The following is a 13685-nucleotide window of genomic DNA, read 5'->3' as shown; positions in this document are numbered from 1 at the left end:
AAATGCCTGGATCACCTCATCCGAGGTGATCGGCGTGCCAATGGAGATGGTCCGCCATGAAGGTGGAGATGAAGTAGTAGGAATGATCGTATCCGTCCTGCCGTCGCAGGGTGAGGGGCTGTCCCGCTGCGGCGCAGGCGGCCTCCAGGCGCTGGGGCTGCAATTCTCGTTCGAGGAAGGTGTCTGCCGTCCCCTGATCGACCAGGAGCGCGGGGAGGCGACGCCCCGCCGCGATGAGGGCACAGGCATCATAGGGCGCCCACGCCGTGCGATCGGGGCCCAAATAGGCCGTAAAGGCGCGCTCCCCCCAGGGAACCTTGCTGGAGGCGACAATCGGCGCAAAGGCCGAAACGCTTTTGAAACGGTCCTCGTTTCGGAGCCCAATCGTTAGGGCGCCGTGCCCGCCCATCGAATGGCCCATGAGACTTTGGCGGGAGAGATCAACAGGGAATGACGCCGCGATGAGCGAGGGCAGCTCCTCTTCGATGTAGCGTCGCATGTGAAAGTGCGGGGCCCACGGCGCCTCGGTGGCGTTAAGATAGAACCCAGCCCCCTGGCCGAGATCATAGCTGTCGTCATCCGCGACCCCGGGCCCCCTCGGGCTGGTGTCAGGGGCGACGAAGACCAAGCCACGCTCCTTACAGGCGCGACGAAACTCGCCTTTTTCGGTGACATTGGCGTGGGTGCAGGTGAGCCCCGAGAGGTACCAGACCACCGGTAGAGAGGCGCCCTTGGGATGGTCGGGCACGAACACCGAAAAGGTCATCTCGGTCGCCGTGGCGGTGGAGGCGTGGCGGTAGACCCCTTGAAGGCCGCCATGGCTTCGAACCTCAGAAACGGTCTCCATCCCTCACCCCTCTTCGTCATCACCCAATTGGGCGAAGGCGCAGATCTTGTTGCCGTCAGGGTCCCGCAAATAGGCGCCATAGGCGCGGCCGGGGGCATTTGGCCTCAGGCCCGGTGCGCCTTCATCCGTCCCCCCAGCTGATTGTCCCGCTTCGTGGAAGGCGTCCACGGCCTCCTTCGAGGGGGCGGCGAAACTGATGGTCAGCCCATTGCCTGGATTGGGGGCCTCGCCATTGCGGGGCGGGCCAAAGCCAAAGGCGACATTATCCCGGACATAGACCACGCGGTCCCCCGCGAGGACCGGATCGAGCCCTAGCGCGCCGAGGGCGGCATCGTAGAAGGTTTTGGAGCGATCGAGATCGCTGCTGCCAACGATGGCGTGGGTGAACAGCATGGTTTCGCCTTTCGAATAATCGATCAGTAAACGACGACACTACGAATGGATTGCCCCTGATGCATGAGGTCGAACGCCTTGTTGATCTCATCTAGGGCAAATCGGTGGGTGATCATGGGGTCGATCTGAATTTGTCCGCTCATATACCAGTCGACAATGGTCGGGACGTCTGTCCGGCCTCGGGCCCCGCCAAAGGCCGTTCCTTTCCAGACCCGCCCCGTCACAAGCTGAAAAGGACGGGTAGAGATTTCCTTGCCGGCCTCGGCTACGCCGATGACAATACTCTCGCCCCATCCCCGGTGGCAGCATTCGAGGGCCTGGCGCATAACCTCCGTATTGCCGGTACAATCAAAGCTATAATCCGCGCCGCCATCGGTCAGGGCGACAAGATGCGCAACGAGGTTGTCGACATCTTTTGGATTGACGAAATCAGTCATGCCGAATTTTCGTCCCCATTCGGCCTTTTCCGGGTTGAGGTCGACGCCGACAATCTGGCTGGCCCCCACCATTTTTGCCCCTTGAATGACGTTGAGGCCGATCCCGCCAAGGCCGAACACCACGACCGTTGATCCAGGCTCAACCTTGGCGGTGTTGGTGACCGCCCCAACCCCCGTGGTCACGCCGCACCCGACATAACATGTCGTTTCGAAGGGGGCGTCTTTACGGATTTTCGCCACGGCGATTTCCGGCATGACGGTATAATTCGAAAAGGTCGAACACCCCATATAATGGTAGATCCGCTCGCCCTTATAGGAGAATCGCGAGGTGCCGTCGGGCATCAATCCCTGGCCCTGGGTTGACCGAATGGCCGTGCAAAGATTGGTCTTCGGGTTGAGGCAGGATTTGCATTCGCGGCATTCGGGGGTGTAAAGAGGAATGACGTGATCGTCCGGTTTGAGCGTGGTGACGCCTGGCCCCACCTCACGGACGATGCCGCATCCTTCATGGCCCAGTATCGAGGGGAACAGCCCCTCCGAATCGAGGCCATCGAGGGTATAGGCGTCAGTGTGGCAAATGCCCGTCGCCTTGAGCTCGATCAGCACCTCTCCCGCCTTTGGCCCCTCAAGGTCGAGGTCGACGATTTCCAGCGGCTTTTTGGGTTCGAAGGCGACGGCGGCACGTGTTTTCATGGGGGGCTCCTCTCATACCGCTGTCCCCATGGCGACTCTCGCCCGTCGCTGCCAACCCCGGTGGGCAGGGCTTAGGAGAAATCCCGCCGGCTTTGCAGCGCGGCGGCGAGGGTCCCCTCGTCGAGATGGCCAAGCTCCCCGCCGATCGGCACCCCATGGCTCAGTCGGGTCACCGTCAGGCCCAGGCCTTCAAGGCGATCGGCAACGTAGCCTGCCGTCGTCTGGCCATCGACCGTGGCCGACAGCGCCAAAATCACTTCCCTCACGGTGCCGGCGCTCGCCCGTTGGGAGAGGGGACCGAAATTGAGGTCGTCGGGTCCGATGCCATCGAGGGGCGAAATCAAGCCGCCGAGAATGTGGTAGCGACCTTTGAAGGCGCCGGATCGCTCCAGGGCCCAGACATCCCCGACATCTTCGACCACGCAGAGTACGCTGCCGTCCCGCTCTTCGTCCTCGCAGAGGCGGCAGGGCGATTGACTGTCCCAATTCCCGCAAATCTCGCACGGGGCGACAGTGGCGGCGGCGGTGGCCAGGGCCTCGGCCAAGGGCACCATCACCCCCTCACGCCGACGCAAAAGGTGAAGGGCGATACGCCGGGCGGAGCGGGGACCAAAACCCGGCAGACGTGAAATGATCGTCAGAAGCTGCTCTATTTCCGGGCCGACGGGCAATGTGCTCATAAATGATCATCTGGATTGAAAGAGATGAAGGAGGGCCAACGGGGCTGCATGGTCAAAATGATGAACTACCCTTTAGCGTAGAAGGTCGTCGGTGTTGATCTGCCGTCGACAACTTGGCCTTGTCGAATAATGTAGCCACAGTTGGACGCGTAGGACAAAGGTGTCCATGGGGGCGCGGTGATCCATGCGGATCCCTGGACAGAGGCAGCGAGCATGAACAAGCCGAATGGTGTCGGGGGGATAACGGATGTCCTTGGGAAGGTTCCGGGGCGCGCCTCTCGCTATGCGGTGGCGCAGGCGCCCATGTCCTTGGTGCTCACCGACCCCCATCGGGCAGACAATCCGATCATTTACGTCAATCGGGCGTTCGAGGTGATGACGGGCTATTCCCTCAGTTATGTTCTCGGTCGGAATTGCCGCTTTTTGCAGCGGGACGGCGCCGAAGAGGAGGCAACGAAACGCCTCCGCGCGGCCATCGACAAACGGGAGCCGGTGCAGGTCGATATCACCAATTATCGCTTTGACGGCTCAGCATTTACCAATCGCCTCTCCGTCTCGCCGATTTATGACAGCAATAACGACCTCTACGCCTTTGTCGGGATTCAAACCGAAATCACCGCCGAGAATAAACAAGTCGAAGAACTGAAAACGGTCATTTCGGAGACGCAACATCGCGTACGCAATCATTTGCAGTTGATTTCGTCGATGATTCGGTTGCGGTCTCAGGAAAGTCCCGACGGGGCGTTCGAAATCCTCGCCAAGCGGGTTGAGGCCTTGGGGCTTCTTTATGACGAGTTCTTCGTTAAAGGCGGGCTCAAGGATGACTCGCTGCGCTTCGATATTGTGTCCGGCGGCGCCTATGTCAGCCGGGTGGCAACCCTCATTGCCTCCCTCGATATGCGACGGACGATTCGGATGAATGTCGATGTCGACCCCATTTACATCGAGACGGAGCGCGCCGCGCAATTGGGCCTGATCGTGTCCGAGTTAATCACCAACGCGCTGCAACACGCTTTTCCCGACCGCAGTGAAGGGGTGGTGGAGGTGCGCCTCAAGGAACTCGGCGGCGATCAGGTGCGGCTGACCGTAGCGGATGACGGCGTCGGCATGGGGGCGGCGGATTGGCCGAACGGCACCAGTCTGGGGTCGCGAATCTGCAAGGCGCTGATCGGTCAAATCGACGGCAATTTGAACGTCGCGACCTCCGAGGCCGGGTCGATCGTGACGGTCGATTTCTATAACGCCACCGATACGACCCTCGATCAAACCGGCCAACGCCGAGAGATTCAGGACAGCAATACCCAGCGCCTCACCTAAGGGCGCGTCTATCCCTCATCCTGATCCACCAGCGTTCCGTGATTGACGGCCACCACCATCGCGCTCTCCTCCTCCGGCCGGGTGAAAAGGGAGGTGCCGCAAATCACGCAGAAGCCATACTCCACGCCCTCCCGGCCATACCAGGAGAGGCTCAGCTCCCCATTTTGCAGGATCAATTTGTCCTGACGCACATGGGTCATATGGCGACCGCCCCATCTGAGGGCATCCTCGGCAGAGATCGGGGAGGCGGGGGCCACCGGCCCCTCGATCCGAAACTGCACATCTCCGCACAGGCAATGTCCGGTCACGTCCGTCCCGCTCACCAAGGGAGTACCCGACCGTCATAGGCGAGAAACGGGGCTTTCTCCGTCGGCGCCAAGCCGTCGATCTGCTCGGCGAGGCCCTGGGCGCTTTTTTCGGTCGACAGGGGTGCATTGCCGCCCCCCATGCGGGTGTCGACCCAGCCCGGATGAAGCACGCCGACGGCGATGCCCCGCTCCTTGAGGGGCTTTGAGGCAGCGACCATCGCCATATTGAGAGCGGTCTTTGAGGTCCGATAGGCGATGACATCGCAGGAGGTGTCGTCGATCGATCCCATGCGGGAGGTGATGACCGCCATCTTCTTAAGGTTACTTGCGGCGACATGGGGGGTGAAGGCCTCGCACACCGCCACGCTGCCAATTGTGTTGACCAGCAAGGTGTCCATCCAGCCCTCATAGTCGAGGGCGCCGAAGACCTGTCTCTCTCGCGCCGGGCCGCTGACTCCGGCATTTGAAATCAGGATGTCGATGGGCGCCTCGATCTGCGTCGCCAGGCGGGAAATCGCCTCCCGGTCCCGCACGTCCAGCTGATGGACCGCCCCTGCCAATTCCTTGAGGGCAGTGGCCTGTTCCGGTTGCCGGGCGGTCCCGGTGACGGTCCATCCTTGCTTTGTGTAGAATGCGGCGAGGGCCAACCCTATTCCTCGATTGGCTCCCGTAATAAGTACGTGCGGCATGTGATCCTTTCCTCGGTTTTTGCGCCTCTGGCCGAGACGATATGTTCTGGTCTGGCCAGGAGGAAAGCGGGGCGCTATTCCCGCGATCCATGGTTCGCCCCTTTGACTGACCGCAAAAGGCCCAACATAGTGGAGAATAACGTCAAGCTCGCGTCACCGAAAAGGCCAGTCCATGACCGTAACGGCACCAGACTTGATCGAGAGTGCCAAGCTCGCCGTCGTTAAAGTCGGCTCAGCGCTGATCACCGATACCGATCACTTCACCATGGGGGGCCTCGCCGGGGATATTAAAGAACGTCCCTGGCATGCCGTCCTCGTCTCCTCCGGGGCGGTCGCCGTGGGGAACGAGCGGGTGCCGACCCTCGATCCCAAGCAGACCGAAGATCGCCATGCCCTGTCGGCTATCGGGCAGGCGACCTTGATCACGATGTGGCAGTCCGCTTTCGATGCCTATAACAAAGTGGCTGCCCAGGTTTTGCTCACCCCCGACGTGACGGATGACCGAAGCCGCTATTTGAACGCCCGGGCGGCGCTGAGGGCGCTGTTCGATAATGGCGTGATCCCCATCGTCAATGAGAATGATGCGGTGACCACGCGGGACTTCCGCTATGGCGACAATGATCGCCTGGCCGCGAAGACCGCAGGGCTGATTGGCGCGGATCTGTTGATCATCCTGTCCGATGTCGACGGGCTCTACACCTCCAATCCCAGCAAGGACCCTGATGCCAAGCACGTTTCCTATGTGCCCTATGGCGAGGCGAGCCGATATTTCGAGGCCGCGGAGGATACAAAGTCCGGCGGCGTTGGGACCGGGGGCATGCGCTCGAAACTGGCTGCCGCGCGGATCGCCATCGATTGGGGCGTGACCACGATCATCGCGTCGGGGCGCCGCCCCCATCCTTTGAGGGATCTCGTCACGGGGGAAGCGCGTTGTACTATTTTCGAGGCGGGGGACAAAATATCCGCTCGGCGCCGCTGGCTCTCAGGGGTGCATGAGCGTTCCGGCTCGATGGATATCGATGCGGGGGCGCTCAAGGCCTTGAAAGCAGAAGCAAGCTTACTGGCTTGCGGTGTCGTTCAGGTTGCCGAGCCCTTTTTGAAGGGGGACGTGATCGACATTCGTCACGACAACCAGGTCGTCGGTTTCGGCCTTGCGGCGTGCGATTCGGCGAGCATCGGGTCCGCCGAGGGGTCGACGATCGTCCTTCGCCGTGACGACCTCATTTTAACGGAGCACGACCATGACAGAAACGATCAATGATCTTCCCCAGGTGATGCTCGAGGGCGCTAAGGCTGCCCGCGCTGCCAGTCGAACCATGGGAACCCTCTCGGCCGAGAAACGAGTCGAAGCGCTGGAAGCGATTGCGCGTCACCTCGAGGCCGCCAAGGACGACATCCTTTCAGAAAACAAAAAAGATCTCGACGCGGCTGAAGATAACGGCCTCGACGCGCCGATGGTCGATCGCCTGCGTCTCGATGATGAGCGCCTTGGGGGAATTATCCAGGGGGTGCGCGATGTCGCGGCTCTCGACGATCCGGTGGGCGATGTGCTCGCCGAGTGGGAGCGGCCCAATGGCCTCAAAATGTCCCGCATACGGGTGCCCCTTGGCGTGATCGGCGTCATTTACGAGAGCCGACCGAACGTCACCGTGGATGCCAGCGTTCTGTGCCTCAAATCGGGCAATGCGGTGATGTTGCGTCCGGGCTCGGATAGTTTTCACACCTCCCGCCGGCTTGTTGAGTGCGTGCGCGCGGGCCTGAAAGAAGCAGGCCTTCCCGAGGGGGCGGTCTTCATGGTGCCGACGACCGATCGTGCCGCGGTTGGGCATTTGTTGTCCGGCCTTGAGGGGAATCTCGATGTGATCGTTCCCCGCGGGGGACGGTCCCTGGTCGAACGCGTCTCTCAAGAGGCGCGGGTGCCGGTCATCGGTCACCTTGAGGGGATTTGCCATGTCTATGTCGACAAAGGGGCGGATCTCGAAAAGGCGAAAGCCATCGTTGTGAACGCGAAACTGCGCCGGACGGGTGTTTGCGGCGCGGCGGAAACGATCCTTATCGATAAGGCGAGGGCGGATGAATTGGTGCCGGAGATTGCCGGCGCTTTGATCGATGCGGGGTGCGAGGTTCGGGGCGATGAGACGGCCCAGGCACGCCATGACGGAATCGTTCCCGCCACGGAAGAGGATTGGTCAACGGAATATCTGGCTCCCATTGTCTCGATGCGTGTGGTTGACGGCGTCCGTGGCGCCATCGATCATATCTCCCACTATGCCACGGGGCATACGGAGAGTATCCTTACGGAGGATGAGGACACCGCAGAAGCGTTTTTGCGCGAGGTGGACAGCGCCATCATCATTCACAATGCCTCGACCCAATTCGCCGATGGCGGCGAATTTGGCATGGGGGCGGAGATCGGGATTTCCACCGGCCGGATCCATGCCCGTGGACCTGTGGGGTGTGAACAGCTCACGACCTTCAAATATGTCGTTCGCGGGGATGGCCAGACCCGGCCCTAAGCATTGACGGATAGTGGTGCGGCTCGGGGAGGGGCAATGCCCCCCTCCGACTGACGGAGAGCAAAAATGGCCTATTGGTTGATGAAGTCAGAGCCGTCCACCTGGTCGTGGCAAGACCAGCTGGCGAAGGGGGAGGCGGGAGAGCCCTGGGACGGTGTCCGAAATCATCAGGCCAAAAACTATATGCAAGAGATGAAAAAGGGCGATCTGGCCTTTTTTTATCACTCCCAGAAAGACCGGGAGATTGTCGGCATTGTTGAGATCATCGAGGAGGCGATGCCGGACCCCACCGCCGCCCCCGACAGTCCGTGGGAATGCGTCACCATCGCGGCGCGGGAAACATTGGACGCGCCCGTCACCCTCGCACAGATTAAGGATACGCCTGACCTCGCGGAAATGGTTCTTGTCAAGAATTCTCGGCTGTCGGTGCAGCCGGTGACGTCGGACCAATGGGCCCTGATTTGTAAAATGGGGCAGGCAGGAGCCTGAGTTTCGAGGCGCGAAAAGATGGGCTTCCCGGCTGGCTTGAGGCGGCATGATCGAATGGCCGTGAAGGGATAGGGGCGATATGTCGGATGCGCAGCATTTGTCGGGGCGAACAGCCCTTATCACCGGTGTCACCTCCGGTATCGGACGAGCCCTTGCGACCGAAATGACTGGGCGCGGGGCGCATGTCATCGGCACGGGGCGTCGAGGGGATCGATTGTCGGCCCTTGGAACGGCGCTGGGCGAGGCGTTTCATGGGCTGGTCCTCGATATGCGGGATCGCGCCGCCCTGGCCAGTATCGAAGATCGATTTCCCGCAGGCGTCGTCCCCGATATATTGGTGAACAATGCCGGATTGGCCTTGGGACTGGGGGGTGCCGACCAGGCCGACCTCAACCAATGGGATGAGATGGTGGAAACGAATATCCTCGGCCTCATCCACCTGACCCGTGCGATGCTCCCTCTACTGAAACAACAGCCGCGCGCCGACATCATGAATGTTTCGTCGGTCGCCGGCACTTATCCCTATCCTGGGGGCAATACCTATGGAGGGACGAAAGCGTTCGTCACCCAATTCTCACTCAATCTGCGGGCGGATCTTTTGGGCAGCCAAGTCCGTGTCACGTCGATCGAGCCGGGGATGACGGAGACGGAATTCTCAACCGTGCGCTTCTCCGGCGACACCGCCAAGGCGGCTGATGTGTACCGGGACACGACCCCTCTGACGGCGGAGGATATTGCGAAGATCATGGCGGATATTCTCAGCTATCCGCCCCATATCAACGTCAATCGCATTGAGATCATGCCCGTTGATCAGGCGTTCGGCGCGTTTCCCGTCAATCGTGGCTGAGTAACGTCTTACTTTGCCGCCATCTCAACCGCCGTCCATACGCGAAAGGCGTTTTCGGATAGCATCATTTTGATCTCTTTGTCGGAATAGCCGCGATCCATCAGCCCCTGTACAAGATTGGGCATATCGCTCGCATCCTTGAGACCGACGGGCAGGCTGTCGCCAACCCCGTCGAAATCGGAGCCAAGGCCGACACTTTCCACCCCCGCAAGCTCCACAACATGATCGATGTGGTCGAGCACATCATCCACAGTGGCATAGGGCTTGGGCTCTGCCGCGGCGTATCCAGCATCGAAGGCAAAACGGACGGCCATATCGGGCTCATCAATGCCTTCGGCCTTCAAATAGCGTGCAAAGGCGGCGCCCTTCTTTTGTTGCCAGTCCGTGAACGCCCCTTTGAGGAAGGCAGAACCGAAATTGATCATGATGACGCCATTTTCTTCGCCGACGCGCTTGATCATGTTGTCGTCCATATTGCGCTCGAAGCCGGGGGTAAAGGCGCGGGCGGAAGAGTGGCTGGCCATGACGGGCACATCGGTCAGCTCCATCACATCCCAAAAGGCGGCGTCAGAGATATGACTGACATCGACGATGATCCCCAGCTCATTCATCCGTGTCACAACTTCTTTGCCAAAGGGGCTGAGGCCGCCATTCGGACGATTGATATCGTAACTCGAATCCGAAATGGCATTGGGCTTTGAATGGGCGAGGGTAATGTAGCGAATGCCCTTCTCGTAATATTCATCAAGACGGGACAGATCCGTTTCGATGGGGGCCCCGTTCTCCATGCCCATTGGCAGCGCAATTTTGCCAGCTTTGGTGATGCGTTTTACATCGGCGACCGACGTGGCGACCTCGAACTTATCGGGATGGTCCGTCTCCAGCGCTTCAACCAGAGCGATCAGTTCGTCCGCATGTGCCTTTGCCGCGCCCGGCGTGTCCTGTAGGCGCGCGGGAACGTAGATCGACATGAAGGGCGCATTGAGCCCCCCCTCCATCGCGCGGACATAGTCAAAATCCCCGCCCTCGGTTTCTACGCTGATATCCTCGGGCCGTAAGAATAGTCGGAAAGGGATGTCTACGTGACCGTCGAGGATCACCGTCTCTTTGGCCAAGCGAACCGCTTTCTCTGAGGGGGCGCTGTCCTGGGCGGCGGCGGTCAGAGGGGAAAGGCCGATCACGGCAACGCTGGCAAGCAGGAGACGGCTGAGCATAGAAAGCCCTTTGGTTACGGTTAACAGCGATAAACTGCCCCTTTGGGGGGCGGTGCGCAATAGAAGGGCTCTCAGAAAAAAAGCCCCCACCCGGGTAGGGTGGGGGCCGGTCTCGCGATAGATCGCGAAAAGACCTTAGAACTTATACTGATACATCGCCGTCACGGCATCGCCGTTCGAGTCGGTGAACTCATAACGTGTATAGTCGAGCAGCAGGGTCGAGCTTGGCGTGAATGTATATTCAAGCCCGGCACCAAAGGCGAGCCCGTCTTCAGAGCCGCCGAATTCAATTTCGGTACTGGCCAGTTCAACGGTGGAATCGATCTCGGCAAAGGCATAGCCGACCCGGCCGGACACTTTCAGCGCGTCGCTGACGGGCACGCCGTAGCGGACAAACGCGGCAAACAGATAGTCGAGACCCAGATCGCCGTCTGCGATCAGGACATCATCGAGGTCACCGTCATCATTGTCGTCGATCTCGAAATCCTCTTCGTCTTCTTCAAAATCGAAGGAGCCGGAATCGACACCGAACGACCCCTCAACCTCGAGGGACAGTTCGCGGTTCAGGGCATAGCCGAACCGCGCGGTGACCGCGCTTGTGCTATCGCCAATATCGTCGTTGGTTTCGAGGTCAAGGAAGGTGTAGCCGAGACCCAAATACGCGCCGTATTCCTTGGCTGCTCCGCCGCTATAGCTCGGTTGGGCATAGTTCGTGGTCGTGCTGACCGACGAGGTGGACGGCACGGTAGCGTAGGAGCTGTTGCCCTGAACCTGCGCGAACGACGCGGAGGTCCCCAAAGCGAGGCCTGCGGCGCCGATCGTCAACATTGTCTTTTTCATCATGTGAACCCTTTCTAAGATCCCCCAGTCTCCAGCCGAAACGAGAAGACGCGCTCGCCGTTCCGCGAAATGGGAGAGAAAAAAGAGGTCGGTCGCAGGTGGATGATGAGTGTGCTATTCTTGCAACATTTAGGGCCTGGCCGCCGCGCGCCGCTGTCGGGCAGCGCGTGACCGAGGCCCGCCCAAGGGGGCTTAGTCGCCTTTGAGCGCCTCGGGGTCGGGCATGCCCACAATGTGGAAGCCGGCATCGACATGGTGCACCTCTCCGGTGCAGCTTTTGCCGAGATCCGAGAGCAGATAGAGAGCCGCGCCCGCAACACCGATGGGGTCGGTGTCCTCCCTCAGCGGTGCCCAGGTCCGACCTTCGGCGATCAGTGACCGGCCGCCTGAAATGCCGCCCAGAGACAGCGTCTTAATGGCCCCAGCGGAGATGGCGTTCACCCGGATCCCCTGGGGACCCAAATCCCGCGCAATATAGCGGGTCGCCGCCTCAAGCGCCGCCTTGGCAACCCCCATAACATTATAGGAGGGAATAACCCTTTCGGAGCCGAGATAAGTGAGCGTAATCATTGAGCCGCCGTCAGGCATCAATTTCGAGGCCCGCTTGGCCGCATCGACGAAACTGAAGGCGGAGATATCGAGGCTCTGTTTGAAATTTTCCCGCGTCGTGTTCTCGACAAAGGAGCCCTTCAATTCTTCCTTGTCGGAAAAAGCGATGGAGTGGACGAGAAAATCCATCTTTCCCCATTTCTCTTCGATGGCACCAAAACAGGCGGCCATCGAGTCGTCCTGGGTGACGTCACAGGGCACGAGGAAGTCGACGCCGATCTCATCGGCCAGAGGGCGAACCCGCGACTCCATGGCTTCGATATAGGAAAAGCACAGCTCAGCCCCTTGTGCCTTCAATTGCTGGGCGATGGCCCAGGCGATCGAGTTCTTGTTGGCGACCCCCATGATGAGACCGCGTTTGCCCTCAAGGAGGGTCCCGCTTGGAAACTGGTCCATAGATGCCATGGGTAAGTCCTTTTTGTTGGTGCCACCTCTCTCTCCCTAGGCGTCGGCGAAGAGGAGGAAAAGGGGCGAGAGGCCGGCCCCCCTCGCTTCGACCGGCGCGGTAAGATCGTAATTGAGCTTTCGTTGCGTTGCGGTATGGTTTGGTCATGAGTGCTCAAAATCCTCCCGCCGCCGCTATTTCCCGTCGCAACCTTTTGATGGCGGGGGGGGCAAGTCTCGGTATGGCCGCCTGTACGACGGCGCCGGGCGCTCAACAGTCAGCCCTCCTCGGGCGGGGCGGTGCCACCCAGCCTCTCATCGTGGCCCCCCATCGGCGGATGCGGATCACGGTATGCACCCGGCCCTTTCGGGCGGCAGGTCCGCGGCTAGAGGCGCAGCGCTTTGGCGAGACGACGGTCATCCATAATTATGGCCATGGCGGATCGGGGTGGTCACTGGCCTGGGGGTCAGCGCATGAGGCCACCAAATTGGTGATGGAGGAGCGGCCTTCTCGGGTGGCGGTCGTTGGCGCAGGCGCCATCGGTCTGACGACGGCGACCTATCTCGCAAAGCTCGGCATCCCAACGACCATTTACGCAAAAGAATTCCCGGCGGAGACACGGTCGGCCCGGGCCACCGGGACATGGTCGCCGGACAGCCGGATCGCATTGAAGGGGGAGACGGGCCCGGATTTCCCCGCCATGTGGGAGCGCCTGGCGCGCAAATCCTTTGCCACGCACCAGTACTATGTCGGGATGACTGGCCATCCCGTGGAGTTCAGCTACCGGTACTACCTCTCCGACAGCGCCGAGCCGACGCCGCAGAGCCATAGTGGAGCGGGGCCGCATTTCGCCGATTACGACGATCGCCTCGACGATATGACCCCCCCGGCGGAGGATCTGCCCCGGTCGGCTCATTCCTTTCCCGTGGTGCGGGCCCGGCGGCGGATCAGTATGACCTTCAATGTGTCGGAGTATTCCCGGCGATTGCTCGCGGATTACCTCGCCTTTGGGGGGAGGATCGAGCGGGCCGATTTCGGCTCGCCGGATGACGTCCTGGCCCTCGACGAAACGACTATTGTCAATTGCACGGGGTATGGCGCGCGACAATTGTGGGGGGATGACAGTCTGATACCGGTAAGGGGGCAAATTGGCTGGCTCGCCCCGCAACCCAATGCGCTCTACGGGGCCTACTATAATGGCGTGGGTGTGCTGTCACGGCGGGACGGGGTCATCTTGCAGGTGCATGGGGACACCGAGGCGTGGGGCTATCAAATCGACAATGAGGCCCCGGACCGGGAGGAATTCGACCGCGCGATTGCCACCATCGCCCCGCTGTTCGAGAATTGGCGGGGATAGGCTCCCATCGAAGGGGCGCCCGCGCCCCTGCGATGGCGGTGGTGTCCTCGGCGCGCGCCTTATA

At 60.7% G+C, this 13685-nt stretch carries 15 protein-coding genes; 6 read left to right on the top strand and 9 right to left on the bottom strand.

Annotated features, from left to right (window positions below; translation table 11 throughout):
- Window positions 1–16: 16 nt before the first annotated feature.
- From fghA to recR, 4 genes are all read right to left on the bottom strand, one after another.
- A complete protein-coding gene (gene fghA / locus PB2503_RS03375; protein WP_013299818.1) occupies window positions 17–847 on the bottom strand; it encodes an S-formylglutathione hydrolase in 831 nt (276 codons plus the stop codon).
- A gap of 3 nt (window positions 848–850) precedes the next feature.
- A complete protein-coding gene (locus PB2503_RS03370) occupies window positions 851–1240 on the bottom strand; it encodes a VOC family protein (RefSeq protein ID WP_013299817.1) in 390 nt (129 codons plus the stop codon).
- Window positions 1241–1263: 23 nt separating this feature from the next.
- On the bottom strand, window positions 1264–2370 hold the full coding sequence (locus PB2503_RS03365) for an S-(hydroxymethyl)glutathione dehydrogenase/class III alcohol dehydrogenase (RefSeq protein ID WP_013299816.1): 1107 nt from the start codon (window positions 2368–2370) through the stop codon (window positions 1264–1266).
- A 71-nt stretch (window positions 2371–2441) separates the two neighbouring features.
- Window positions 2442–3050 carry a recombination mediator RecR gene (gene recR, locus PB2503_RS03360; protein ID WP_013299815.1) on the bottom strand — a complete coding sequence of 203 codons (609 nt, stop codon included), beginning with the start codon at window positions 3048–3050 and terminating at the stop codon, window positions 2442–2444.
- Window positions 3051–3263: 213 nt separating this feature from the next.
- Between recR and PB2503_RS03355 the strand changes: the two genes are divergently transcribed.
- Window positions 3264–4367 carry a PAS domain-containing protein gene (locus tag PB2503_RS03355; protein WP_013299814.1) on the top strand — a complete coding sequence of 368 codons (1104 nt, stop codon included), beginning with the start codon at window positions 3264–3266 and terminating at the stop codon, window positions 4365–4367.
- Between the two features lie 8 nt (window positions 4368–4375).
- Here the strand turns inward: PB2503_RS03355 and PB2503_RS03350 are convergent, their stop codons facing one another.
- Complete coding sequence (locus PB2503_RS03350) at window positions 4376–4690, bottom strand: GFA family protein (RefSeq protein ID WP_013299813.1); 315 nt, start codon at window positions 4688–4690, stop codon at window positions 4376–4378.
- Window positions 4687–5364 carry an SDR family oxidoreductase gene (locus PB2503_RS03345; RefSeq protein ID WP_041534870.1) on the bottom strand — a complete coding sequence of 226 codons (678 nt, stop codon included), beginning with the start codon at window positions 5362–5364 and terminating at the stop codon, window positions 4687–4689. Before PB2503_RS03345 ends, PB2503_RS03350 begins: the two co-directional genes overlap by 4 nt.
- Before the next feature lie 172 nt (window positions 5365–5536).
- On the opposite strand from PB2503_RS03345, the gene proB reads away from it, so the two are divergent.
- The 4 genes from proB (at window position 5537) to PB2503_RS03325 (ending at window position 9216) form a co-directional block, all read left to right on the top strand.
- Window positions 5537–6625, top strand: coding sequence for a glutamate 5-kinase (gene proB, locus PB2503_RS03340; protein WP_013299811.1), 1089 nt, complete (start codon window positions 5537–5539; stop codon window positions 6623–6625).
- A complete protein-coding gene (locus PB2503_RS03335; protein WP_013299810.1) occupies window positions 6606–7880 on the top strand; it encodes a glutamate-5-semialdehyde dehydrogenase in 1275 nt (424 codons plus the stop codon). The genes proB and PB2503_RS03335 overlap by 20 nt, the downstream gene beginning before the upstream one ends.
- Window positions 7881–7946: 66 nt before the next feature.
- On the top strand, window positions 7947–8369 hold the full coding sequence (locus PB2503_RS03330; RefSeq protein ID WP_013299809.1) for an EVE domain-containing protein: 423 nt from the start codon (window positions 7947–7949) through the stop codon (window positions 8367–8369).
- Between the two features lie 79 nt (window positions 8370–8448).
- On the top strand, window positions 8449–9216 hold the full coding sequence (locus tag PB2503_RS03325; RefSeq protein WP_013299808.1) for an SDR family NAD(P)-dependent oxidoreductase: 768 nt from the start codon (window positions 8449–8451) through the stop codon (window positions 9214–9216).
- Between the two features lie 8 nt (window positions 9217–9224).
- Here the strand turns inward: PB2503_RS03325 and PB2503_RS03320 are convergent, their stop codons facing one another.
- From PB2503_RS03320 to PB2503_RS03310, 3 genes are all read right to left on the bottom strand, one after another.
- A complete protein-coding gene (locus PB2503_RS03320; protein WP_013299807.1) occupies window positions 9225–10430 on the bottom strand; it encodes a dipeptidase in 1206 nt (401 codons plus the stop codon).
- Window positions 10431–10565: 135 nt separating this feature from the next.
- Window positions 10566–11273 carry an outer membrane beta-barrel protein gene (locus tag PB2503_RS03315; RefSeq protein ID WP_013299806.1) on the bottom strand — a complete coding sequence of 236 codons (708 nt, stop codon included), beginning with the start codon at window positions 11271–11273 and terminating at the stop codon, window positions 10566–10568.
- A gap of 189 nt (window positions 11274–11462) precedes the next feature.
- Complete coding sequence (locus PB2503_RS03310) at window positions 11463–12284, bottom strand: enoyl-ACP reductase FabI (RefSeq protein ID WP_013299805.1); 822 nt, start codon at window positions 12282–12284, stop codon at window positions 11463–11465.
- 146 nt (window positions 12285–12430) lie between these two features.
- Between PB2503_RS03310 and PB2503_RS03305 the strand changes: the two genes are divergently transcribed.
- Complete coding sequence (locus tag PB2503_RS03305) at window positions 12431–13621, top strand: FAD-dependent oxidoreductase (RefSeq protein ID WP_202944406.1); 1191 nt, start codon at window positions 12431–12433, stop codon at window positions 13619–13621.
- Window positions 13622–13685: the final 64 nt, after the last annotated feature.

The sequence above is a fragment of the Parvularcula bermudensis HTCC2503 genome (genome assembly GCF_000152825.2).
GTDB lineage: Bacteria > Pseudomonadota > Alphaproteobacteria > Caulobacterales > Parvularculaceae > Parvularcula > Parvularcula bermudensis.
The sequence above is the reverse complement of the archived record's forward strand: the minus strand, read 5'-3'. Positions and strand labels throughout refer to the sequence as shown.

Bases quoted from the DNA above. Each gene is read 5' to 3' on its own strand.
- PB2503_RS03330 (WP_013299809.1), top strand. From the start codon at position 7,947: ATGGCCTATTGGTTGATGAAGTCAGAGCCGTCCACCTGGTCGTGGCAA.
- PB2503_RS03310 (WP_013299805.1), bottom strand. From the start codon at position 12,284: ATGGCATCTATGGACCAGTTTCCAAGCGGGACCCTCCTTGAGGGCAAA.
- PB2503_RS03370 (WP_013299817.1), bottom strand. From the start codon at position 1,240: ATGCTGTTCACCCACGCCATCGTTGGCAGCAGCGATCTCGATCGCTCC.
- PB2503_RS03345 (WP_041534870.1), bottom strand. From the start codon at position 5,364: ATGCCGCACGTACTTATTACGGGAGCCAATCGAGGAATAGGGTTGGCC.
- PB2503_RS03325 (WP_013299808.1), top strand. From the start codon at position 8,449: ATGTCGGATGCGCAGCATTTGTCGGGGCGAACAGCCCTTATCACCGGT.
- PB2503_RS03315 (WP_013299806.1), bottom strand. From the start codon at position 11,273: ATGATGAAAAAGACAATGTTGACGATCGGCGCCGCAGGCCTCGCTTTG.
- PB2503_RS03355 (WP_013299814.1), top strand. From the start codon at position 3,264: ATGAACAAGCCGAATGGTGTCGGGGGGATAACGGATGTCCTTGGGAAG.
- fghA (WP_013299818.1), bottom strand. From the start codon at position 847: ATGGAGACCGTTTCTGAGGTTCGAAGCCATGGCGGCCTTCAAGGGGTC.
- recR (WP_013299815.1), bottom strand. From the start codon at position 3,050: ATGAGCACATTGCCCGTCGGCCCGGAAATAGAGCAGCTTCTGACGATC.
- PB2503_RS03335 (WP_013299810.1), top strand. From the start codon at position 6,606: ATGACAGAAACGATCAATGATCTTCCCCAGGTGATGCTCGAGGGCGCT.
- PB2503_RS03305 (WP_202944406.1), top strand. From the start codon at position 12,431: ATGAGTGCTCAAAATCCTCCCGCCGCCGCTATTTCCCGTCGCAACCTT.
- proB (WP_013299811.1), top strand. From the start codon at position 5,537: ATGACCGTAACGGCACCAGACTTGATCGAGAGTGCCAAGCTCGCCGTC.
- PB2503_RS03320 (WP_013299807.1), bottom strand. From the start codon at position 10,430: ATGCTCAGCCGTCTCCTGCTTGCCAGCGTTGCCGTGATCGGCCTTTCC.
- PB2503_RS03365 (WP_013299816.1), bottom strand. From the start codon at position 2,370: ATGAAAACACGTGCCGCCGTCGCCTTCGAACCCAAAAAGCCGCTGGAA.